Origin of the sequence: Streptomyces beijiangensis (assembly GCF_017315755.1) — a bacterium.
GTDB lineage: Bacteria > Actinomycetota > Actinomycetes > Streptomycetales > Streptomycetaceae > Streptomyces > Streptomyces beijiangensis.
Genome location: NZ_JAFLRJ010000038.1, coordinates 19038 through 42034, shown reverse-complemented (window position 1 = coordinate 42034; position 22997 = coordinate 19038). Strand labels below are relative to the sequence as shown.

The 22997-nt window shown below is 68.7% G+C and carries 19 protein-coding genes; 7 read left to right on the top strand and 12 right to left on the bottom strand.

The annotated features are described in order from the left end of the window. Nucleotides 1–3 precede the first annotated feature (3 nt). Together J0695_RS05340 and J0695_RS05335 are read left to right on the top strand one after the other, a co-directional pair. Nucleotides 4–1053, top strand: a complete 1050-nt coding sequence (locus tag J0695_RS05340; protein ID WP_242552242.1) for a branched-chain amino acid ABC transporter permease — start codon at nt 4–6, stop codon at nt 1051–1053. After that, nucleotides 1050–2315: an ABC transporter substrate-binding protein gene (locus tag J0695_RS05335; RefSeq protein ID WP_206960658.1), complete on the top strand. Its 1266-nt coding sequence runs from the start codon at nt 1050–1052 to the stop codon at nt 2313–2315. Before J0695_RS05340 ends, J0695_RS05335 begins: the two co-directional genes overlap by 4 nt. Before the next feature lie 153 nt (nt 2316–2468). Here the strand turns inward: J0695_RS05335 and pssA are convergent, their stop codons facing one another. The 9 genes from pssA to J0695_RS05290 form a co-directional block, all read right to left on the bottom strand. Continuing rightward, nucleotides 2469–3332 (bottom strand): CDP-diacylglycerol--serine O-phosphatidyltransferase, encoded by an 864-nt coding sequence (pssA, locus tag J0695_RS05330; RefSeq protein WP_206960657.1) that lies wholly within the window; start codon nt 3330–3332, stop codon nt 2469–2471. Then, complete coding sequence (locus J0695_RS05325; RefSeq protein WP_206960656.1) at nt 3319–3975, bottom strand: phosphatidylserine decarboxylase; 657 nt, start codon at nt 3973–3975, stop codon at nt 3319–3321. Before J0695_RS05325 ends, pssA begins: the two co-directional genes overlap by 14 nt. Before the next feature lie 169 nt (nt 3976–4144). Continuing rightward, on the bottom strand, nt 4145–5350 hold the full coding sequence (locus tag J0695_RS05320) for an acyl-CoA dehydrogenase family protein (protein ID WP_206960655.1): 1206 nt from the start codon (nt 5348–5350) through the stop codon (nt 4145–4147). A 27-nt stretch (nt 5351–5377) separates the two neighbouring features. Continuing rightward, entirely contained in the window at nt 5378–5881 is a 504-nt protein-coding gene (locus tag J0695_RS05315; RefSeq protein WP_206960654.1) for a MaoC family dehydratase, read from the bottom strand. A gap of 5 nt (nt 5882–5886) precedes the next feature. Further along, on the bottom strand, nt 5887–6846 hold the full coding sequence (locus J0695_RS05310) for an HpcH/HpaI aldolase/citrate lyase family protein (protein ID WP_206960653.1): 960 nt from the start codon (nt 6844–6846) through the stop codon (nt 5887–5889). Beyond that, a complete protein-coding gene (locus J0695_RS05305; RefSeq protein WP_206960652.1) occupies nt 6843–8870 on the bottom strand; it encodes an ethylmalonyl-CoA mutase in 2028 nt (675 codons plus the stop codon). Before J0695_RS05305 ends, J0695_RS05310 begins: the two co-directional genes overlap by 4 nt. After that, the gene (ccrA, locus tag J0695_RS05300) at nt 8870–10207 is read right to left on the bottom strand and encodes a crotonyl-CoA carboxylase/reductase (RefSeq protein WP_206960651.1); all 1338 of its coding nucleotides are present in this window, start codon (nt 10205–10207) and stop codon (nt 8870–8872) included. The genes J0695_RS05305 and ccrA overlap by 1 nt, the downstream gene beginning before the upstream one ends. A gap of 428 nt (nt 10208–10635) precedes the next feature. After that, nucleotides 10636–11445, bottom strand: a complete 810-nt coding sequence (locus tag J0695_RS05295) for a TetR family transcriptional regulator (RefSeq protein ID WP_206960649.1) — start codon at nt 11443–11445, stop codon at nt 10636–10638. A 91-nt stretch (nt 11446–11536) separates the two neighbouring features. After that, a complete protein-coding gene (locus J0695_RS05290) occupies nt 11537–13318 on the bottom strand; it encodes a 3-hydroxyacyl-CoA dehydrogenase family protein (protein WP_206960648.1) in 1782 nt (593 codons plus the stop codon). Between the two features lie 297 nt (nt 13319–13615). On the opposite strand from J0695_RS05290, the gene J0695_RS05285 reads away from it, so the two are divergent. Then, entirely contained in the window at nt 13616–14182 is a 567-nt protein-coding gene (locus tag J0695_RS05285) for a HEAT repeat domain-containing protein (protein ID WP_206960660.1), read from the top strand. On the opposite strand, the gene J0695_RS05280 is transcribed toward J0695_RS05285, so the two are convergent. After that, a complete protein-coding gene (locus J0695_RS05280; protein WP_206960646.1) occupies nt 14131–14682 on the bottom strand; it encodes a GNAT family N-acetyltransferase in 552 nt (183 codons plus the stop codon). The two genes, J0695_RS05285 and J0695_RS05280, sit on opposite strands and share 52 nt — an antisense overlap. A gap of 22 nt (nt 14683–14704) precedes the next feature. Further along, nucleotides 14705–15724, bottom strand: a complete 1020-nt coding sequence (locus J0695_RS05275) for an Rv2578c family radical SAM protein (RefSeq protein WP_206960643.1) — start codon at nt 15722–15724, stop codon at nt 14705–14707. A 114-nt stretch (nt 15725–15838) separates the two neighbouring features. On the opposite strand from J0695_RS05275, the gene J0695_RS05270 reads away from it, so the two are divergent. The 4 genes from J0695_RS05270 (at nt 15839) to J0695_RS05255 (ending at nt 22238) form a co-directional block, all read left to right on the top strand. Continuing rightward, complete coding sequence (locus tag J0695_RS05270) at nt 15839–16282, top strand: SRPBCC family protein (RefSeq protein ID WP_206960641.1); 444 nt, start codon at nt 15839–15841, stop codon at nt 16280–16282. 199 nt (nt 16283–16481) lie between these two features. Then, nucleotides 16482–18902: an MFS transporter gene (locus J0695_RS05265; protein ID WP_372445705.1), complete on the top strand. Its 2421-nt coding sequence runs from the start codon at nt 16482–16484 to the stop codon at nt 18900–18902. Nucleotides 18903–18985: 83 nt separating this feature from the next. Beyond that, nucleotides 18986–21421 carry an ATP-binding SpoIIE family protein phosphatase gene (locus J0695_RS05260; RefSeq protein WP_206960637.1) on the top strand — a complete coding sequence of 812 codons (2436 nt, stop codon included), beginning with the start codon at nt 18986–18988 and terminating at the stop codon, nt 21419–21421. An 85-nt stretch (nt 21422–21506) separates the two neighbouring features. Next, the gene (locus J0695_RS05255; protein ID WP_206960635.1) at nt 21507–22238 is read left to right on the top strand and encodes a class I SAM-dependent methyltransferase; all 732 of its coding nucleotides are present in this window, start codon (nt 21507–21509) and stop codon (nt 22236–22238) included. Between the two features lie 31 nt (nt 22239–22269). On the opposite strand, the gene J0695_RS05250 is transcribed toward J0695_RS05255, so the two are convergent. Continuing rightward, entirely contained in the window at nt 22270–22977 is a 708-nt protein-coding gene (locus J0695_RS05250; RefSeq protein WP_206960633.1) for a GntR family transcriptional regulator, read from the bottom strand. Between the last annotated feature and the right edge of the window lie 20 nt (nt 22978–22997).

Sequence of the window (22997 nt, the reverse complement as noted above, 5' to 3'; positions counted from 1 at the left end):
GCGCTGCGCGGCCCCCGTACGTACGGATGGGCCGTCGGCGGCGTCCTGATGCTCGCGCTGCCCTTCTACGTCGACCGCTTCTGGCTGCAGGCCGGGGTCTTCGCGATGGCCGCCGCCATCGGGGCCATCGGCATCAACCTGCTCACCGGAGCCACGGGACAGCTCTCCATGGGGCACGCCTTCTTCCTCGCCGTCGGCGCGTACGGCTACTGCGTCTTCGCGGGCGAATCCACCGTCGAGAGCGGCCACCGGCTGACCGGCCTTGGGCTGCCCAGCTGGCTCGCGGTCATCCTCGCCGTGGCACTCGCGGGGGTGGCGGGCGGCCTCTTCAGCCCCATCGCGGGACGGCTGCGGGGCGCGTACCTCGGCATCGCCACACTCGCCCTGATCTTCATCGGGCAACATCTGCTCTTCAACGCCAGGGACCTCACCGGCGGCTTCAACGGACGGGCCGTCCCCCCGCTCTCCCTCTTCGGATTCACCTTCGACGACAGCGAGAGAGTGATCGCCGCCGTCCCCTTCCAGTCCTCCGAGAAGCTCTGGTACGCGGCCCTGCTCGCCCTCGTCGCCGGTGCGCTCTTCGCCCGCGGAGTCCTGCGCGGACGCCCGGGGCGGGCCATGAACGCCATCCGCGACCACCGCATCGCAGCCGGTGTGATGGGCGTTCCCGTAGCCCGCTACCGGGCCGCAGTCTTCGTCCTGTCCTCGATGTACGCGGGCCTCGCCGGCGTCCTGCTCGCCCTGATCTTCCAGCGGACCGTGCCCGACTACTTCGGCATGACCCTCTCCCTGGAGTACCTCGCCATGATCGTCATCGGCGGTCTCGGCACGGTCAGGGGAGCGGTACTCGGCGCCGCCTTCGTCTCGCTCCTGCCGCAGCTCCTCACCCGCTACAGCGACTCCCTCCCGCTGGTCTCCACTCCAGGCACCGGCAGCGGGATCGCACCGGGCGAGGCGGCCCGCTATCTGTACGGCGCCGCGATCGTCGCGGTGGTGCTGTTCCTGCCGGGAGGCCTCACCCGTCTCACCATGACCAGGGAGAAGAAACAATGAAACCAAGGCCGAGGATCTGCGCTGCGGTCGTGACCGCGCTCGCCCTCACCATCGGTGCGGCCGGATGCAGCAGCAAGGCCGACAAGAGCGACGGCGCGGAGAAGAGCTCGGGGGGAGTGAAGACCGGCAACGGGGTCACCGCCACCACGATCCCGCTCGGCGTCCTGACCGACCTCACCGGCGTCTACGCCTCGCTGGGCAAAAGCGTGACCCAGGCGCAGCAGCTCTGGGCGAAGCAGACCAACGACGCGGGCGGCATCTGCAACCGCAAGATCGCGCTCACCGTACGCGACCACGGCTACGACCCGCAGAAGGCCGTGGCCGCGTACACGGAGCTGGAACCGAAGGTGCTCGGCTTCGTCCAGTTCATCGGCTCGCCGTTCGTCGCCGCCGTCAAACAGCGCATCGACACCCAGGACAAGGGCCTCGTCCTGCCGCAGGCCTGGTCGGCCTCGCTGCTCGGCAGCCCGTACATCCGGGTTCTCGGGGCGACGTACGACATCGAGACGATCAACGCGGTCGAGTACCTGCTCTCCCAGAAGCGGATCGCCAAGGGCGACAAGATCGGCCATGTGTACTTCGAGGGCGACTACGGCGAGAACGCCCTGGCCGGGTCCAAGTACGCGGCCGAGGAGGCCGGCCTCACCGTCGTCGAGCAGAAGATCAAACCGACCGACAACGACATGTCGGCGCAGGTCGCGGCGCTCAAGCAGGCGGGCGTCAAGGCCATCGTGCTCAGCGCGGGCCCGCGTCAGGCGGCCTCGCTGGTCGGGGTCGCGGCCGCGGTGAAGTTCAACATTCCGATCATCGGCAACAACTCCGCGTTCGCCCCGCAGCTGCTGAAGACCGCGGCGGGCCCGGCCCTGGCCAAGGACTACTACGTCGCGGCCTCCACGCTCCCCATCGGCTCGACCGAGCCGGCCCCGACGAAGCTCGCCAAGGAGTACACGGCGGCGTACCCCAAGGACGGCCTGGACAACGGTGTGGTGGCGGGCTGGTCGGCGGCGACCGTCTACGGCGAGGCGCTGAAGAAGGCCTGTGCCGCCAAGGACCTCACCCGTGCGGGCATCGACAAGGCGCTGCTCACGATCACCTCGTACGACAACGGCTTCGGCATCAAGCACGACCTCTCGGACCCCAAGGCCCCGTCGACCCGCGAGTCCGTGATCATGAAGCCCGACCTCACGGTCCCCGGTGGGCTCAAGGTCGTCCAGGCGGCTTCGGCAGCCAAGGCGGCCGAGGACTTCACCCCTGGATCCTGACCGGCCCTGACCGGCCCTGACCGGCCCTGACCGGCCCTGACCGGCCCTGACCGGCCCTGACCGGTTCTGACACGCCGGTCCCGACATGACGAAGGGCCCCGGGTGCGAGATCCGCACCGGGGGCCCTACGTTCCGTTCTGTTCCGTACGACCGCTACGGCAGCTGCGCCGTCCGCGCCTCGCGCCGGTTCCCGCGGAAGGTGTTCACGCGCCGCGCCGTGGCGAAGAGCGGGATCACCGCGCCGAGGACGACCTGGAGCGCACAGCCGGTCTGCAGCAGCAGGTAGCCGCCAGGAGCGTCGAACGCCCAGGCTGCGAGCAGCCCCATCGCGCCCACGATCCAGCTGAGCATCGCGACCGCGAGGATGCCCCGCGGCTTCGGGTACTCGACGCGGCTCACCATCAGCCAGGCGACGCCCAGCACGGCCAGCAGCGTCGGGATGAAGGGGAGCTCCAGGAGCACGATGGAGACCACCGTGAGCGCCCCGAAGGGGCTCGGCATGCCCTGGAACATGCCGTCCTTGAGCGTCACGCACGAGAAGCGCGCGAGTCTCAGGACGACCGCCAACAGGACGACCACCGCCGCGACCGCCGCGACCCGCTGATGGGCGTCGTCCGCGACCATTCCGTACACGAGCACGAAATAGGCCGGGGCGAGCCCGAAGCTGATCAGGTCGGAGAGGTTGTCCAGCTCCGCGCCCATCGGCGAGGACCGCAGCTTGCGCGCCACGAGTCCGTCGCAGAGGTCGAAGATCGCTGCCATCAGCATCAGGATCACGGCCGTCGCGGCGGAGTGCCGCGCCATGCCCGATTCCGAGCTGCCCTGCAGATGCGGGATGAGGATTCCGGTCGTGGTGAAGTACACGGCCATGAATCCGCATGTGGCGTTGCCGAGCGTGAGCGTGTCCGCTATCGACAGCCGCATGGAGAGCGGCATGTCCTCTGTGCCATCGAGGTCCCCCTCGATCTCACCCTCCGGGACCCAGCCCGCCTGAGTGTCAGGATCAATCACGGTCAATGCGAGTCACCCCCGCGGTGGTGGTCTGGCCGACCTCGACCGCGACCTCGACACCTTCCGGCAGGTAGATGTCGACCCGGGAGCCGAAGCGGATCAGGCCGATCCGCTCGCCCTGCTCGACCTTCGTGCCCTGCGGGACGTAAGGGACGATGCGTCGCGCGACGGCGCCGGCGATCTGGATCATCTCGATGTCACCGAGCTCGGTGTCGAAGTGCCAGACAACGCGCTCGTTGTTCTCGCTCTCCTTGTTGAACGCCGGTACGAAACCGCCGGGGATGTGCTCCACGGACGTCACCGTGCCCGCGAGGGGCGCGCGGTTGACATGGACGTTCAACGGGCTCATGAAGATCGCGACGCGGGTACGTCCGTCCTTCCACGGCATGATGCTCTGCACCACACCGTCGGCAGGCGAGATGACCCGGCCCTGGGTGATCTCGCGCTCGGGGTCGCGGAAGAACCACAGCATGCCGGCCGCCAGAGCGGTGGTGGGCACGGCGACGGCAGCCCAGCGACCGGACCGGCGGGCCCGGACCAGGCTGAACGCCGCAGTGGCGACGGTCGGCAGAAGCCACGGCGATGCTCCGCGAGCAAGGCGGCCCTTGAGGGCGCCGTCGCGTGGTGCAGAGGTTTGGCTGTGGGGCATGGATGACCTTCGTAGCGGATGATGCCGCGCTGCAATGGGGGACGGCGGCTTTCGGGCGATGTTATCGGTTGCGGGCCACAACTGGGCAAGCCAGGAAGCCCATTCGGCGGCCGGAAGACGATGACTGGGTGTGATCTTCTTCGCGCATGAATCGCCTCAAACCCGACAATTAGCCCTGGAATCGGTACTCTTCGAGGAGTCGCCGCCCGATGATCATTTTCTGGATCTCGGCGGTACCTTCACCGATGAGAAGCATCGGGGCCTCTCGGTAGAGGCGCTCGATCTCGTACTCCTTGGAGAATCCGTAGCCGCCATGGATACGGAAGGCATCCTCCACGACTTCTTTGCAGTACTCGGCGGCGAGGTACTTCGCCATCCCTGCTTCGAGGTCGTTTCGTTCCCCGGAGTCCTTTTTGCGTGCTGCATTCACCATCATCGCATGAGCGGCTTCGACCTTGGTAGCCATCTCGGCCAGTTTGAACTGGATTGCCTGGTGCTGGGCGATCGGCTTTCCGAAGGTATGCCGTTGCTGTGCGTAACTGATGCCCAGCTCGAATGCACGGTGTGCGACGCCACAGCCACGCGCTGCGACATTGACGCGGCCCACCTCGACGCCGTCCATCATCTGGTAAAAGCCGCGGCCCGTAACGCCACCAAGTACGCGATTGGCCGGAATTCGCAGCCCGTCCATGATCAGCTCAGTGGTGTCGACACCCTTGTAACCCATCTTGTCGATCTTGCCGGGGATGGTCAGCCCGGGACGGACCTCACCGAAGCCGGGCTCCTTCTCGACAAGGAAGGTCGTCATCGACTTGTGGCGCGCCGTGCCCTCAGGGTGTCCTTCGTCACTCCGGCACAGAACGGCCACCAAAGTCGAGGATCCGCCGTTCGTCAGCCACATCTTCTGGCCATTCAGGACGTAGTCGTCCCCGTCTTTAACTCCCTTTGACGTGATGGCCGACACGTCGGAACCGAGCCCCGGTTCGGACATCGAGAACGCGCCACGCACCTCGCCGGCCGCCATCCGCGGCAGGAAGGTGTCTTTCTGCTCCTGTGTGCCGTGCTGCTTGAGCATGTACGCCACGATGAAGTGGGTGTTGATGATTCCCGAGACGCTCATCCAGCCGCGGGCGATCTCCTCCACGCAGAGCGCGTACGTGAGAAGGGACTCACCAAGGCCCCCGTACTCCTCGGGAATCATCAGCCCGAACAGGCCCAGTTCCTTGAGGCCCTCGACGATCTGCGTCGGGTACTCGTCGCGGTGTTCCAGCTCGGTGGCGACAGGGATGATCTCCTTGTCGACGAAATCGCGGACCGTGGCCAGGATTTCCTGCTGGATGTCGGTCAGACCGGGGGTCTGGGCGAGACGCGCCATGACTACTTCTCCCTGGACTCGGCGTAGTTAGTTGGAGGGCGTGGGGCGACCGGGCTGTTCGCCGCCGCGCTCCTTGATGTACGTCTCGGTGGGGACCATCACCTTGCGGCGGAACACGCAGACGACGGTGCCGTCCTGCTTGTAGCCCTTGGTCTCCACGTGGACGATCCCGCGGTCGCTCTTGGACTTCGACGGGGTCTTGTCGAGGACCGTCGTCTCGCCGTAGAGGGTGTCGCCGTGGAAGGTCGGCGCGATGTGCTTCAGCGACTCGACCTCCAGGTTGGCGATCGCCTTGCCGGAGACATCCGGCACGGACATGCCGAGGAGGAGTGAGTAGATGTAGTTCCCGACGACGACATTCTTCCCGAAATCGGTCGTATTCTCCGCATAGTTGCTGTCCATGTGGAGCGGGTGGTGGTTCATCGTCAGAAGGCAGAAGAGGTGGTCGTCGTACTCGGTGACCGTCTTTCCCGGCCAGTGCTTGTAGACGTCCCCGACGGTGAACTCTTCGTAGGTGCGGCCGAACTGCATGGTGGTTACGCCTCCGGGGCCGTGAACTTGGTCGTGCGCTGCATGCCCGCTGCCCGGCCCTTGCCGGAGATGACCAGCGCCATCTTGCGGCTGGCCTCGTCGATCATCTCGTCGCCGAGCATCGCCGAGCCCTTCTTGCCGCCCGCCTCGGACGTGCACCACTCGTAGGCGTCGAGGATCATCTCGGCGTGGTCGAAGTCGTCCTGGGAGGGGGAGAAGATCTCGTTGGAGGCCTCGACCTGGCCGGGGTGCAGGACCCACTTGCCGTCGAAGCCCAGGGCTGCGGCGCGCTTGGCGACCTCGCGGTAGCCGTCCACATTGCGGATCTGGAGGTACGGTCCGTCGATCGCCTGGAGGTCGTTGGCGCGGGCCGCCATGAGGATCTTCATCAGGATGTAGTGGTAGGCGTCCGCGCCGTAGCCGGGAGGCTGTTCGCCGACGACGAGGGTCTTCATATTGATGGAGGCCATGAAGTCGGCCGGCCCGAAGATGATGGCCTCGGTACGCGGGGAGGCCTCCGCGATGGCGTTGACGTTGTTGAGGCCGCGCGCGTTCTCGATCTGCGCCTCGATGCCGATCTTCCCGACCTCGAAGCCCATCGTCTTCTCGATCTGGGTGAGCAGGAGATCGAGCGCGACGACCTGCTGGGCGTCCTGGACCTTGGGGAGCATGATGCAGTCGAGGTTCTGCCCGGCGCCCTCGACGACGGTCACCACGTCGCGGTAGGTCCACTCGGTCGTCCAGTCGTTCACGCGCACGACACGGGTCTTGCCCGTCCAGTCGCCCTCGTTGAGGAACTTCACGATGGTGTGGCGCGCCTCGGGCTTGGCCAGCGGGGCGCAGGCGTCCTCCAGGTCGAGGAAGACCTGGTCGGCGGGGAGGCCCTGGGCCTTCTCGAGGAAGCGCGGGTTGGAACCCGGTACCGCGAGACAGGAGCGACGGGGGCGGAGACGGTTGACACTCATGCGGGGACCTCCAGAGGGTCGAGCTTGTTCGCTGTCCGGATCTCGTCGACGATACGGCCGATGATCTCGGTGATGCCGAAGTCCTTGGGAGTGAAGACGGCGGCGACTCCCGCCCGCTTCAGGTCCTCGGCGTCGCTGTTGGGGATGATGCCGCCGACGATCACGGGGATGTCGGCCGCGCCTGCCTCGCGCAGGCGCTCCAGCACGTCCGGCACGAGTGCGGAGTGCGAGCCGGAGAGGATCGACAGACCCACGCAGTGCACGTCCTCGGCGAGAGCGGCGGAGACGATCTGTTCGGGCGTCAGCCTGATGCCCTGGTAGACCACCTCGAAGCCCGCGTCACGCGCGCGCACCGCGATCTGCTCGGCGCCGTTGGAGTGCCCGTCCAGGCCGGGCTTGCCGACCAGGAGGCGCAGCCGGCCGCTGCCCAGGTCCTCCGCGGTCCTGGCGACCTTGGCGCGTACGGCCGCGAGCGGGGTGCCCTCCTCGACCGGGATCGCGACCGGGGCCGAACTCACTCCTGTCGGGGCGCGGAACTCGCCGAAGACCTCGCGCAGGGCGCCCGCCCATTCGCCGGTGGTGACACCCGCGCGGGCGCACTCCAGGGTGGCCTCCATCAGGTTCGCCGTGCCGGCCGCCGCCTCCTTCAGTTTCTCCAGCGCCTTGCAGGGGCGCGGGTGGTTGAAGGGCGGCTGGTAGCGGGTGTCGCGCCAGGTGGAGAGGGCCGAGACCACACGGGACTCGACCGCGGGGTCCACCGTCATGATCGAGCCGTCGAGGTCCGCGGTGAGCGGGCTGGGCTCGGTGGCCTGATGGATGTTGACGCCGACGATCTTGTCCTCGCCGCCCTCGATACGCGCCCTGCGCTCGGCGTGCGAGGCCACGAGGTTCGACTTGAGATAGCCCGATTCGACGGCCGCCATCGCGCCGCCCATCTGCTGGATGCGGTCGATCTCGGCGAGGGACTCCTCGACCAGCTCCTCGACCTTGGTCTCGATGACGTGCGACCCGGCGAAAATGTCCTCGTACTCCAGCAGATCGCTCTCCAGGGCGAGCACCTGCTGGATACGGAGCGACCACTGCTGGTCCCAGGGGCGGGGGAGCCCCAGCGCCTCGTTCCAGGCGGGGAGTTGCACGGCGCGGGCGCGGGCGTCCTTGGAGAGGGTGACGGCCAGCATCTCCAGGACGATGCGCTGGACGTTGTTCTCCGGCTGGGCCTCGGTCAGGCCCAGGGAGTTGACCTGCACGCCGTAGCGGAAGCGGCGCTGCTTGGCGTCGGTGATGCCGTACCGCTCACGCGTGATGCTGTCCCAGATGCGCGAGAAGGCGCGCATCTTGCACATCTCCTCGATGAAGCGGACGCCCGCGTTCACGAAGAAGGAGATACGGGCGACCACGTCCCCCTTGCGGTCGTCGGCGATCTGGCCGGACGCGAACACCGCGTCCAGGACGGCGATCGCGGTGGACATCGCGTACGCGATCTCCTGGACCGGCGTGGCCCCCGCCTCCTGGAGGTGATAGCTGCAGATGTTGATCGGGTTCCACTTGGGGATGTGGTTCACCGTGTACGTGATCATGTCGGTGGTCAGCCGCAGCGAAGGACCCGGCGGGAAGACGTGCGTCCCGCGCGACAGGTACTCCTTGACGATGTCGTTCTGCGTCGTCCCCTGGAGCTGGTTGATGTCCGCGCCCTGCTCCTCGGCGACCACCTGGTAGAGCGCGAGCATCCACATCGCCGTGGCGTTGATGGTCATCGAGGTGTTCATCTGCTCCAGGGGGATGTCCTGGAACAGACGGCGCATGTCGCCGACATGGGAGACCGGGACGCCGACCCGGCCGACCTCGCCGCGGGCGAGGATGTGGTCCGGGTCGTAACCGGTCTGCGTGGGCAGGTCGAAGGCGACGGAGAGACCGGTCTGGCCCTTGGCGAGGTTGTTGCGGTAGAGCTCGTTGGACGCCTCGGCCGTGGAGTGGCCCGCGTACGTCCGCATGAGCCAGGGGCGGTCCTTCGGACGAGCCGCCATCAGATGTTCCTGAAGCGGTTGATGGCGTCGATGTGCTGGGCGCGCATCTCCTCGTTGCGGACTCCGAGGCCCTCGCTCGGGGCGAGCGCCAGCACGCCGACCTTGCCCTGGTGGAGGTTGCGGTGGACGTCGAACGCGGCCTGCCCGGTCTCTTCGAGGGAGTACACCTTGGAGAGCGTCGGGTGGATCTTGCCCTTGGCGACCAGCCGGTTGGCCTCCCACGCCTCGCGGTAGTTGGCGAAGTGCGAGCCCACGATCTTCTTGAGCGACATCCACAGGTAGCGGTTGTCGTACTCGTGGTTGAAGCCGGAGGTGGAGGCGCAGGTGACGATGGTGCCGCCCTTGCGGGTGACGTAGACCGAGGCGCCGAAGGTCTCGCGGCCCGGGTGCTCGAAGACGATGTCCACGTCCTCGCCGCCGGTCAGTTCGCGGATGCGCTTGCCGAAGCGCTTCCACTCCTTCGGGTCCTGGTTGTGCTCGTCCTTCCAGAACTTGTAGCCCTCGGCGTTGCGGTCGATGATCGCCTCGGCGCCCATCGCACGGCAGATGTCGGCCTTCTGGTCGCTGGAGACGACACAGATGGGGTTGGCGCCGCCGGCCAGCGCGAACTGGGTGGCGTAACTGCCGAGTCCGCCGCTCGCACCCCAGATCAGGACGTTGTCGCCCTGCTTCATCCCGGCGCCGTTGCGCGAGACCAGCTGCCGGTACGCGGTGGAGTTGACCAGTCCGGGCGCCGCGGCCTCCTCCCAGCTGAGGTGACCGGGCTTGGGCATCAGCTGGTTGGACTTGACGAGCGCGATCTCGGCGAGGCCGCCGAAGTTGGTCTCGAAGCCCCAGATGCGCTGCTCGGGGTCGAGCATCGTGTCGTTGTGGCCGTCGGAGGACTCCAGCTCGACCGAGAGGCAGTGCGCGACGACCTCGTCGCCCGGGTGCCAGGCGTTGACGCCGGGTCCGGTGCGCAGCACGACGCCCGCCAGGTCGGAGCCGATGACGTGGTACGGCAGGTCGTGGCGCTTGGAGAGCTCGCTGAGCCTGCCGTACCGCTCCAGGAATCCGAAGGTCGACACCGGCTCGAAGATCGAGGTCCAGACGGAGTTGTAGTTCACGGAGCTGGCCATGACCGCCACCAGCGCCTCGCCGGGACCGAGCTCGGGCACCGGCACGTCGTCCAGGTGGAGCGACTTGCGCGGGTCCTTCTCCCGGGACTCCTGACCCGCGAACATCTCCGCTTCGTCCTTGTGCACGGTGATCGCACGGTAGGACTCGGGGAGGGGCAGGGCGGCGAAGTCCGCGGACTTGCTGTCGGGGGACTGGATCGCGTCCAGGATTTCCTTCACGGTGATGCCTCCGGCGAATGGGGCCTCCCCTGCTCGAGCGGAGCCGAGAGCTTGGGGATGCGTCCGAGGGGAACGCGTCTGAGGGTTGCGTCGGGAATGCTGCTGTGGAGGTGTGCCGTCGGTTCGGCGGAGGTGGTGGTGCTGTGGCAGCGCTGGGTGTGGCGCGGGAGGTTGCCTGTGACGCAGGCGTCCGGGCGCGCAATCACGTGGATTACGGGGACAGCCGGCGTACGAATTGTCTCTGCACGCCGGCCGCCCGGACAACTTCAACTTATGACACCCCGTGCCAGGTGGCAAGACACTGAGTGCCAGAAGTTGCGCTCAGGTGAAATCTTTACGTAACAAGTGAGCGATGATCGATCATTCGTGGGCGCAAAAAGAACGACCGCCCCGGAAAGGGACGGCCGTCGCAGTGGTGTCGCGCGAGGTCAGCGCTTCTTCAGCGCCTGCTCGATGGTCCGCATGACCTCGCTGAGCGGTGCGTCGGTGTGCGCCACCGCCACCAGCACCTCCCCGTTGGTGTGCGCGGTGACAGCGGCGGGTCCTGGCGTCTCCGCCGTACGCCCCGCGCCGATGCCCGTGCCGAAGGTGTCCCTGACGATCGCGAACGCGTGGTCGAGCTGGGTCTCCACGTCGCCCTTGCCGTCGGCCCGCAGCCAGCGGCGCAGTACGTGGTTGTGCGCGGTGACGACCGCGGATGCGGCGACCTCCGCGAGCAACGGGTCGTCGTTGCCGTCGTGGTGGGCGTGCTCGTCGAAGTGGCCGAGGAGATAGCGGGTGAAAAGCCGCTCGTAGCGGGCCACCGAGGCGATCTCGGCCTCGCGCAGGGTGGGGACCTCGCGGGTGAGTTTGTAGCGGGCGACGGAGACCTCGGGCGAGGCCGCGTACATCCGCATGACTTCCTTGATGCCGCGGCACACGGTGTCCAGCGGGTGCTCGTGCGGCGGGGCGGCGTTCAGGACCGCCTCGGCCCGCACCAGCGTGTCGTCGTGGTCGGGGAAGATCGCCTCTTCCTTGGAGCGGAAGTGGCGGAAGAAGGTCCGGCGTGCGACCCCGGCCTGCGCCGCGATCTCGTCGACCGTCGTCGCCTCGTACCCCTTGGCGGAGAAAAGCTCCATCGCCGCCGTCGCCAGTTCCCTGCGCATCTTCAGGCGCTGGGCGGCCGCGCGGGTGCCTGCGGCACTTTCCGGTACATCGGACGTCGCGGTGGCACGGGCTGACCTGGCAGGCGTGGGCATGGTCCGAACGTACTGCATATGCGCAGGAAGGTGCGCCTGTGGGGGAGGGCTGCTCTCGGGTTCGAGCAGCCCTCCCCACCCGGCGCCCTGGTCAGCGGCGGGCATACTCGCGGAAGCCACGGCCCGTCTTGCGGCCGAGGCAGCCCGCGGCCACCAGGTGCTCCAGGAGCGGTGCGGGGGCCAGTCCCGGGTCGCGGAACTCGCGGTGCAGGACCCGCTCGATGGCGAGCGAGACGTCGAGGCCGACGACGTCCAGGAGCTCGAAGGGGCCCATCGGATAACCGCCGCCGAGCTTCATCGCGGCGTCGATGTCGTCGAGGGTCGCGTAGTGCTCCTCGACCATCTTGATCGCGTTGTTGAGGTACGGGAAGAGCAGCGCGTTCACGATGAACCCGGCCCGGTCGCCGCAGTCCACCGGGTGCTTGCGGATCTTCGTGCAGACCTCGCGGACCGTGGCGTGGACGTCGTCGGAGGTGAGGACGGTACGGACCACCTCGACCAGCTTCATCGCCGGCGCCGGGTTGAAGAAGTGCATCCCGATGACGTCCTCGGGGCGCGAGGTGGCGCGGGCGCAGGCGACGACGGGGAGCGACGAGGTGGTGGTGGCGAGCACCGCGCCCGGCTTGCAGACCTTGTCGAGCGTGGCGAAGAGCTGCTGCTTCACCTCCAGGTCCTCGGCGACCGCCTCGACCGCCAGGTCGACCTCGGCGAAGGCGTCGAGCGAGTCCGCCGGGGTGATGTGCGCCAGTGCCTCGTCCTTCGCCTCCGCCGTCATCCTGCCCTTGTCGACAGAGCGCGAAAGTGACTTGGCGACACGGGACTTGGCGGTCTCGGCCTTCTCCTGGGAGCGGGCCGCGAGCACGACGTCGTACCCCGCCTTGGCGAAGACCTCGGCGATCCCCGAGGCCATCGTCCCTGAGCCCGCGACACCGACGGAGCGGATCTCCCGGCCGGTCGCGGACCCGGCGGAGTCGCGGGGGGTGAGGGCGTCGCTGACGACCGTCGCGCTGCCGGGACCCTCGTACGAGTAGAAGCCGCGGCCCGACTTGCGTCCGGACAGGCCCGCGTCGCTGAGCTGCTTGAGGATCGAGGCGGGGGCGTGCAGCCGGTCCTGGGAGGCGGAGTACATCGCTTCGAGGACCGTGCGGGCGGTGTCGATGCCGATCAGGTCCAGGAGGGCGAGCGGCCCCATGGGCAGTCCGCAGCCCAGGCGCATCGAGGCGTCGATGTCCTCGCGGGACGCGTACTTGGCCTCGTACATCGCGGCGGCCTGGTTGAGGTAGCCGAAGAGCAGCCCGTCGGCGACGAAACCGGGGCGGTCGCCGACCGCGACGGGCTCCTTGCCGAGCTCCCGGGCGAGTGCGGTGACGGTCGCGACGGCGGGCGGCGCGGTCAGCACGGAGGAGACGACCTCGACCAGCTTCATGGCCGGTGCGGGGTTGAAGAAGTGCAGGCCCAGGACGCGCTCCGGGTGGGAGGACTCGGCGGCCAGACGTGTCACCGAGAGGGCGTTGGTGCCGGTCGCCAGGATCGCGGTCGGCGAGACGATCGTGTCCAGCGCCCGGAAGAGCTGCTGCTTGATCTCGTACGACTCGGGGACGACCTCGATGACGAGTTCGGCCTCGGCCGCCGCCTGCAGGTCGGAGAAGGTGCGGAACCGGGCGAGGACGGTACGGCGCTCCTCCTCGGTGATCCGCTCGCGCTGCACGGCGCGGGCGGTGGAGGCCTCGAGCGAGGCCACGGCCCGGCGGGCCGCCGCGTCGCTGATGTCGATACCGATGACCTCGCGGCCGGCGCGGGCCAGGACTTCGGCGATACCGGTGCCCATGGTGCCGAGGCCGACCACGGCGATGGTACGGAGAGGGGTGTCCATCAGGGGACTCCAGGGATGAGTGACGACTGAGAGGAGTGTCGTGAAAAGGAGCCGACGGGCCCTGTCCCGGGGCCACGCGTCGTACCTGTGCATACAGAAATGCTGAACCGACGGACACTCGAAGCGGCTGCGTCACCAGGCCGCCCTGAGGAACTGCTCTTACTGCTTCTACTGCTCTTGTCTTGCTGCTCTTGCGGGGTGTGACCCGCTCACATGAGGTTAACCCGCGGGTAACGAGCGCGCCAGCCCTGGGCGGATGTGATCTGGATCGCCATTAATGTTCGGTGCATGGACGCCATGGAAGAGGAGTTGAGGTCGCTCGCGGAGCGGTTGCGGGACGAGTCGGGCGGCTCGGGGGAGTGTGAGCGGCTGCTGGCGAGCGAGGACCACGAAGAGCTGGCGGGGGTGCTGACCGAGGCGGGGCAGCCGCTCTGGGCGCGGGAAGCCGCCGCCTTCCGGCTGGGCTGTTCGGGTGACCGGCGGGCTTTCGAGGCGCTGGTCCTGCTGCTGAACCACCGCGATCCTGAGCGCTGCGTCTCGGCCTCGTACGCGCTGGCACGACTCCGCGACCCCCGGACCGCTCGGGCGGCGGCCGCGCTGGCCTCAAATGAGCTGCGTACCGCCTATGCGCTGCAACCGGTGCGGCTGCTGGCCGAGTTGCGGGCGCCGGAGTCCGTGCCGGTGCTGATCGCCACGCTGGAGCGGCTGCTCGCCCCGGACGGTCCCTACTGGCGGGTGGCGCTGGCCTGTGTGGAGGGGCTGGGGCAGCTGGGCGACGTGCGGGCTCGGTCCGTACTGGAAAGCGCCCTGGATCAACCGAAGTTGGGCGCTGCCGCGTCCGTGGCGCTGAGCGGTCTGGAGTAGCGCACCTCGGGGACGAGGACGCCGTCCACCTCGAAGGGCTCCTCGGCGCCGTCGGCGGCGAAGCCGGCCTTCTCGTAGAAGCGGCGTGCGCGGGCGTTTTCCTTGAGGACCCACAGGCGCAGTACGGGGAAGCCCGCGGTGGCCGCGCGGGCGGTCAGCTCGGCGGCCAGGGCGCGGCCGACGCCGGTGGAGAGGTGCTCGGGCAGCAGGTAGAGGGCGTAGAGCTCGCCGTCGGCGGTGGGGCTGCCGTCGTCCTCCCGGTACGGACCGCAGCAGCCCCAGCCGATCACTTCGCCGTCGCGCTCGGCGACCACGTTGACCACCTTCCCGCGGCCGCCTTCGAAGACCTCGCGGCGGCGGGCCGCCTGGGCCTCGATGTCCAGGGCGTCGAGGTACGGCTGCGGCATCAGCCCCGCGTACGCGAACTGCCAGCCGCGGACTCTGACGGTGGCCACGGCGTGGCAGTCGTCGGCGGTCATGTCCCGTATCCGTGCGTCCATGCGGTGCACGATAAGCCAGTGGTCAGAGCAGTGTCAGCTGGGTTTGCCCGGGGAGCTCCGGCTCCTCGACCGGCGGGATCCGGCGCGCCGCTCCGCGCTGGGCCGGGCCTATCCCGAACTCGGCCGCCAGCGCGTGCACTTGCCCCGTGATGCGCCGCTGGTACCACTTCGGTGCGTACGCCCCCTCGGCGTACAGCCGCTCGAAGCGCCGTACGAGATGCGGATGGTGCACCCCCAGCCAGGCCATGAACCACTCCCTGGCGCCCGGCCGCAGATGGAGCACGAGCGGGGTCACGGAGGTCGCCCCGGAGGCCGCGATCGCGCGCACGGTCGCCCGCAGCTGGTCGGGGCGGTCACCGACGAAGGGGATGACCGGCGCCATCAGCACCCCGCAGTCGATCCCTTGGTCGGTCAGGGTGCGTACGGCGTCGAGGCGGCGCTGCGGCGAGGGTGTGCCCGGCTCGACCGTGCGCCACAGCTCCTCGTCCATGAAACCGGTGGAGACGGAGACGCCGACCTCGGTCATCTGGGCGGCCTGGCGCAGCAGTTCGAGGTCCCGGAGGATCAGCGTGCCCTTGGTGAGGATGGAGAATGGATTCGCGTGGTCGCGCAGGGCCGCGATGATTCCCGGCATCAGACGGTAACGGCCCTCGGCCCGCTGATAGCAGTCCACGTTGGTGCCCATCGCGATGTGCGCGCCCTGCCAGCTGCGGGAGGCGAGATGGCCGCGGAGCAGCTCGGGTGCGTTGATCTTGACGACGATCTGCGAGTCGAAGTCCAGACCGGTGTCGAGGTCCAGATAGCTGTGGGTCTTGCGTGCGAAACAGTAGACGCAGGCGTGGGTGCAGCCGCGATACGGGTTGACCGTCCATTCGAACGGCATGCGTGAGGCGCCCGGCACCCGGTTCACGATTGAACGGGCCCTGACCTCATGGAAGGTGACGCCACGGAATTCCGGGGTGTCGAAGGTGCGTGTCCGTACGGCTTCCGCGTCGAAGAGCCCCGGCCCTGTACGGTTTTCCGCCAGATTGTCCCAGCGCATGGTGCCTCCTCGGTTGCTCGCGCCCCATAATAGAACACTTGTTCCCATGATCGTGCGAGCCCGGCGGCGGTGGAGAATGGGGCACCCCCCGTACGCACCACGAGAGGAAACGGCATGGCGCAGGTAGAGGCCACCACGGAGCGGACCATCGCGGCGGATGCGGAGACGGTGTTCGACGCGCTGGCCGACTACACCGGTACGCGCGCGAAGATCCTTCCCGAACACTTCAGCGAGTTCGAGGTGTGCGAGGGCGGCGACGGCGAGGGCACCCTCGTCCACTGGAAGCTCCAGGCGACCAGCAAGCGCATTCGGGACTGCCTGCTCGAGGTCTCCGAGCCCACCGAAGGTCAGCTCGTGGAGAAGGACCGCAACTCCTCCATGGTCACCACCTGGACGGTCACCCCGGCCGGCGAGAAGCAGTCGAGGGTCGTCGTCTCCACCGTCTGGAACGGCGCGGGCGGTATCGGCGGATTCTTCGAGAAGACCTTCGCCCCCAAGGGACTTGGCCGTATCTACGACGCGATCCTCGACAAGCTCGCCACCGAGGTGGGCAAGTAACCGCAAGTAGCCCGTCCGGGTGAAATGGATGCTCACCGGTTCGAGTGGTTTTCTGTGCGGCCCAGTTGTACGCCGTAGGGGCTCCCACCGGCGGTAAAGCCTCCGGCGTGCGCCTGGCGCGCCAATCGTCGCGCTTGCTCCCCCTTGTCGCGTAATGCGAGAAAAGGGTGGCGCAGGCGCGACGAATGGGGAGCAGCAGGTGGGCGGGATCACGCTGGTTAAGGACGAGCAGGCCGAGGCTGAGCAGGCGGCGATCGCGGTCGAACCCCCGCCACCACCCGAACCCTTGCCCACGTACCAGTACGACGAACTCAGCCCGGCCCGCGTGCGGATGGTCTTCCTCGCGCTGATGCTCACCCTGCTGCTCGCGGCCCTCGACCAGATGATCGTGGCGACCGCGCTGCCGAAGATCGTGGGTGAACTGCACGGCCTGGACAAGATGTCCTGGGCGGTCACCGCGTATCTGCTGGCCTCCACCATCGGGCTGCCGATCTACGGAAAGCTCGGCGACCTCTTCGGGCGCAAGTCCATCTTCATCTTCGCGATCATCGTCTTCGTCATCGGTTCGGCGCTGGCCGGCTGGTCACGGTCGATGGACGAACTGATCGCCTTCCGTGCCGTCCAGGGCATCGGCGGCGGCGGGCTCATGATCGGCGTGCAGGCGATCATCGCGGACATCGTGCCGCCGCGTGAGCGCGGCCGCTTCATGGGGCTGATCGGCGCGGCCTTCGGACTCGCCTCGGTCGCCGGGCCGCTGCTCGGCGGTTTCTTCACCGACCATGCCTCCTGGCGCTGGTGCTTCTACATCAATGTGCCGTTCGGCCTTCTCACGCTGGTGATGATCGCCCTCGTACTGAAGCTGCCGAAGCCCACCGCGAAACCGCGCCTGGACATCCTCGGGGCGCTGCTCCTCGCGGCCGCGTCGACCTGTCTGGTGCTGCTGACCAGTTGGGGCGGCACCGAGTACGCCTGGGGCTCGCGCACGATCCTGGGGCTCGCGGCCGGAGCGGCGGGAACGGCCCTGCTCTTTGTGGTCGTTGAGCACTTCGCACCCGAACCGATCATTCCGCTGCGGCTGTTCCGCGACGGGATCTTCAATGTGACGGCGCTCGTCGGCGCGGTCGTCGGTGTCGCGCTCTTCGGCGCGGCCAGCTATCTGCCGACGTTCCTGCAGATGGTCGACGGGGCCAGCGCCACCGAGTCGGGGCTGCTGATGCTGCCGATGATGGGCGGCATCGTCGGCGCCTCGGTCGTCTCCGGGCAGCTCATCAGCCGCACCGGACGCTACAAGCTCTTTCCCGTCTTCGGCAGCGCGATCTCCGCCGTCGGGATGTGGCTGCTCTCGCGCCTGGAGGTGGACACCTCGCGGCTGGAGTACAGCATCGGGATGGCCGTCCTGGGCGTGGGCATCGGCCTGATCATGCCGGTCCTGGTGCTCGCGGTGCAGAACTCCGTACCGCCGTCCGACATCGGCACCGCCACCAGCGCCAACAACTACTTCCGGCAGATCGGCGGAAGCGTCGGCGCCGCCGTCTTCGGGACGCTCTTCGCGGGCCGTCTCACCGACGCGCTGGACGTACGGCTCCCGGCGGGCGCCCATCTGCCCGACCCGGAGTCGATCACCCCGCAGCTGGTCCACTCGATGCCCGCCGCGCTGCGCGACGGCTACATCCAGGCGTACGCCGACGCGATGCCCCGGATCTTCCTCTATCTCGTGCCGGTGCTCGTTCTCGGACTTGTCATCGCCTTCTTCCTCAAGGAGAAACCGCTGGTGTCCCACAACGCCCCCGCCGTCGAGCCCGACGCCGCCGTCCCTTCGGCCCGTAACCCTTCGGTTCTCTCGCCCTCCACCTCTTTCGGTGCGGGAGTGCCGGTCTGCGGCCATGTCCACCACTCCGACGGATCGACCGTCCCGCGTGCCGCCCTCACCCTCATCGACGTCACAGGGCGGCAGATCGGGCGGGGCGCGAGCGGCGAGGACGGGCGGTACGCGCTGAGCGTGCCGGGTTCCGGTGCGTACGTACTGATCGCGGCGGCCGGCGGGCACCAGCCGCAGGCCGTCAGCGTCACCGTCGGCGAGCGGCCCGTGGACCTGGATGTGGTCCTCGGAGGGGCCGGGCGGCTGGCCGGGACCGTCGTCACGGCGGACGGGACGCCGGTGCGCGATGCCGCGGTGACGCTCACCGATGTCCGGGGCGAGGTCGTCTCATCGACCCGCAGCGGACGTGAAGGGTCGTATGTGATCACGGAGTTGGTGGCGGGGGAGTACACCCTCGCGGCGAGCGCCCCCGCCTTCCGCCCCGCCGCGCTGCCGGTGAGCGTGCAGGCATCGCGCGAGACCCGGCAGGACATCGAGCTGGCGGGCGGCGCGGTGCTGCGCGGCACGGTGCGGGCAGGCGGCGGCCGTCCGGTGGAGGACGCGCGGGTCACGCTGCTCGACGCCGCGGGCAATGTGGTGGACACGCTCACCACGGGCCCCGACGGCACCTTCCGCTTCGTCGATCTGTCCTCCGGCGAGTACACGGTGATCGCGGCGGGCTATCCGCCCGTGGCCACGGTCCTGCAGGTCGCGGGCGGCGGGCGCACGGAACGTGATCTCCAACTGGGGCACGAGGACTGACCTTTTGTCAGAATGTGCGCGGGCGCACGACCTTTTCGGTCCTTCGCCCGCGCACTGCTCCGTGGGAGTCGTACGGTGGATCCATGGAGCGTGGTACTCCGCAGTACGCAGAGGCAGGACGCATTCCGCTGGCCGTCGTCGTGGTGGACGGACAGGGCCTCGTCTCGCACTGGTCGACCGGTGCGCGGCGGCTGTTCGGCCGTCCCAGGGAAGAGGCGGTGGGGCTGCCCGCCCTCGATTTGATGCCGGTCTCCGGCGCGCTGAGCGAGGACGGATCGTACGACGGATATGACCCGGTCTACGGCGAACTGGGTCCTGGCCTGGACGCCACGCTGAACGGACTCACCTCCTATCCGGCCGCGGGCCGGGCCCGGCTGTCCGAGCCGGGACGGGCGCAGATCGATGTGCTGTGGTGGGCGTATCCGCTCGTCGGTCCAGGGCCCGAGCGGCTGCTGGTTCTCGCCGCGGACGCCTCCCAGCTCCGCACCGAGTCCGATGACGGCGCTGTCGAGCGGATAGCGCCCGGGTTCGCGCTGCACACGGAATTCCTCGGCTCCGACGAACTGGCGGGACGCCTGCCGGAGATCCTTCCGAGCATGAGTGTCGGCGAGAGCCGCCGTATCGTTTCGCAGGTGCTCGAACTGGGCTATCCGGTCCTGGAGTTCAGCCAGCACGACCGCGTGCCCGTGACACCAGACTGGGGAGTTCCGCGGCGGGCAGAGCGCGCGGCGAGGCGACGGCAGGCCGAGGCGGACACGGCAGCGGGACAGACCACCGCACCCGTGGCCCCGGAGCTGGACCTTGAGTACGCCGCCGTGCGCGAGCGGCTCGAATTCCTCAACGAGGTGAGCGGACGCATCGGTTCCTCCCTCGATCTCGCCCGTACGATCCAGGAAGTGAGCGCCGCCGTCGTGCCGCGCTTCACCGACGTCGCGGGCACCTATCTGCGCGAACAGGTCATCGCGGGCGAAGGATTCCCCGACGGGCCGCCCGACGAGACCACCATGTGGCACCGGGTCGCCGTCGAGCACGTCGACGCACCCGGACGCTGGGACGACGTGGTCCCGGTCGGAGAGGCGATGCCCTTCCCCGCGCACACACCGTTCTTCCAGTGCATGACCTCCGGCGATCCCGTGCTCGTACCGCAGATCAGCGAGCAGATGGGCACCGCCATCGCCTCGCAGTTCGAAAAGCGCGACATCAGGCCGCTGATCAACGGCCGTTCCATGCTGGTGGTGCCGCTCAAGGCGCGCAATGTGGTCCTCGGCTTCATGATCCTGCTGCGCCACCCGGGCCGCGCACTCTTCAACGACATGGACCGCTTCACCGGCGCCGAACTCGCCGCCCGCGCCGGGCTCGTCCTGGACAACGCACGGATGTACACCTACCAGGAGAGCGTCGCCGAGACCCTCCAGGACAGCATGCTGCCGCAGGTCACCCCGCGGATGGCCGGCTGCGACACGGCGACCCGCTATCTGCCGGGGACGCTGCTCGGCCGGGTCGGCGGCGACTGGTTCGACTCCATCAAGCTGCCCGGTTCGCGGATCGCGCTGGTGGTCGGCGATGTGATGGGGCACGGACTCAACTCGGCGGCGATGATGGGCCAGTTGAGGACCGCCGTACAGACCCTGTCCGCCCTCGACCTGCCGCCCGCACAGCTGCTGCGCAACCTCGACGACCTGGCGCAGCGGCTCGGCGAGCACTATCTGGCGACCTGTCTGTATGCCGTCTACGACCCGGTCCACGGCGAACTGCTCATGGCCAACGCGGGCCACATCCCGCCGGTCCTCGTCCGGGCCGCGGACGGCCGCAGCGAACTCCTCGAACTGCCCACGGGCGCACCGATCGGAGTCGGCGGGGTGCCCTTCGAGACCGCACGGATCGCGGTGGCGCCCGGGGACCGCCTGGTGATGTGCACCGACGGCCTGGTGGAGGTACGGGGCGAGGACATCGGCGTCGGGCTCGCCACACTCTGCGAATCGGCCGCCCATCCCGCCGCCTCCATGGACGACGCCTGCGACACGATCATCCGCTCTCTCAACACGCGGGGCGGGCGCAAGGACGACGTGGCCCTGCTGATGGCCAGGCTCAACGGAATCGCGACCGAAGACGTCGCCCGGTGGGAGCTGGCCCCGGAGGCCCAGGAGGCGGGCACGGCGCGGCGGTTGGTGCGCGCACAGCTCCGGGAGTGGGGCCTTGAAGAGGTGTCGGAGAACGCGGAGCTGCTGGTCTCCGAAGTGGTGACCAATGCGGTACGGCACGTGGACGGCCACCGTGTCGGGCTCCGGCTGGTGCGGGCCGAGACGCTGCTCTGCGAGGTGGTGGACGACGGGCATGTCCTGCCGACCCTGCTGAGCGCGGGTCCGGCCGACGAGGCGGGGCGCGGACTGCGGGTGGTGAGCAGGCTGTCGCGGGAGTGGGGTGCGAGCCGTACCGGGGAGGGAAAGACGGTCTGGTTCGAGCTGTCCCTGCCCCCGGGCGTACGCCGGGCCCGAACACCGGGCGAAGGTGTGCGCTGACGGGTTGTGCACGCAACTCCTTCGGGGTACACCGATCTTGACGCCCTGTCACGGCGACAGGTGGCCACATCCTGGGGAGCTGGTCATGAGTGTGACGACGCGGTACAAGGACGCCTGGGAAGGGTTCTGGGGCGAGGCGCCCGACGAGCAGGGTGCGGTGTTCTGGGACGCGGATCCCGCGCTGACGGCCGGGATCCATCTCGCGCTCTTCGAGGGGCACTTGGCCGAGCAGGGACTGCCCCTCGTGGACCTGGGCTGCGGCAACGGAACGCAGACGCGGTTCCTGGCGGGCCGTTTCGAGCGGACCGTGGGCGTCGACCTGTCGGTGGCCGCGGTAGAGCATGCCCGGCACCAGGACGGGTCGGGGCAGGTGCGCTTCGAGCAGCTCGACGCCGTGGACGAGAAGGCCGTACAGCAGCTCCATGCCGAACTGGGCGATGCGCAGGTCTATATGCGTGGGGTGCTGCACCAGTGCGAGCCCGGCGACCGGCAGGCGCTCGCCGATACGATCGCGACGCTCGTGGGGGAGCGCGGGCGGGCCTTCGTGGTGGAGCCTTCGCAGGAAGCGAAGCCGCTGATGATGGGCATCGCACAGGGTCCGGCCGGACCGCCGGCCAAAATGAGGCCGATCTTCGCGCACGGCATCGCCCCGGGCGAAGTGGCCGACGCGGAACTGCCCGAGTACTTCAGGTCGGCGGGGCTGGACGTGGTGGCCGAGGGCGAGCTGCCGTTGACGACGACGGAGTACCGCGCGGACGGCCCACGGATTGTGCTGCCGTCGAAATGGCTGGTCGTGGGGCGTACGGGCACGAGCTAGAGGTCCGGACCTCCAGCGCCTGTCCGTTGCCTCACGAGACCCCCTCCTGGTTGCGCTGGCGCTCCAGGCTGAGCCGCAGATGCTCCGTCATCGCCTCCGACGCGCGCTCCGGGCTGCGACGCAGTACGGCACGGACGATGCGCTCGTGTTCGGCGAGCGTGGGTTCGCCCGCACCGGGAACGGAGCGGAGCCGGAAGATATGGAGGTGGGAGTGGAGGCGCTCGATGGCGTCCGCGAGCAGCGGGCGCGCGGCGCCGACCGCGATGGCGTCGTGGAAGCGCTGGTCGAGTGCCACGAAATCGCGGTAGGCGGCGTAGCGGCCGTCCACCTCGGGACGGGACTGCATGGCGTCGAGAAGCTGTTCAAGGGTGTCCAGTTGTGCCTCGTCGGCGTACGTGGCCGCGAGGGCAGCCGCCCTCGGCTCCAGGAGGAGCCGCATCTCGAAGAGCTGCTCCATTCCCTCCGGCGTCAGCAGTTCGGTGGCGCGGTAACCGGCCAGCGAACGCTTGACCAGCAGCCCGTCGGACTCCAGGCGCGCCAGCGCCTCGCGCACCGGGGTGGGCGAGACCTGGAGGGACCGGGAGAGGGACTCGATGCCGACGCGGGCGCCGGGGACGATCTCGTGGTCCATCACCATGGCCTTGATGGCCTCGTACACACTGTCCGTCAGGGCCTGGCGCTGCGGCTTCGCGGACGAGACGGCCGGGCTGGGGGAGGCGGTGGGGTCGTGGGACGGCATCCGGCCTCCTGTGGCGCAGT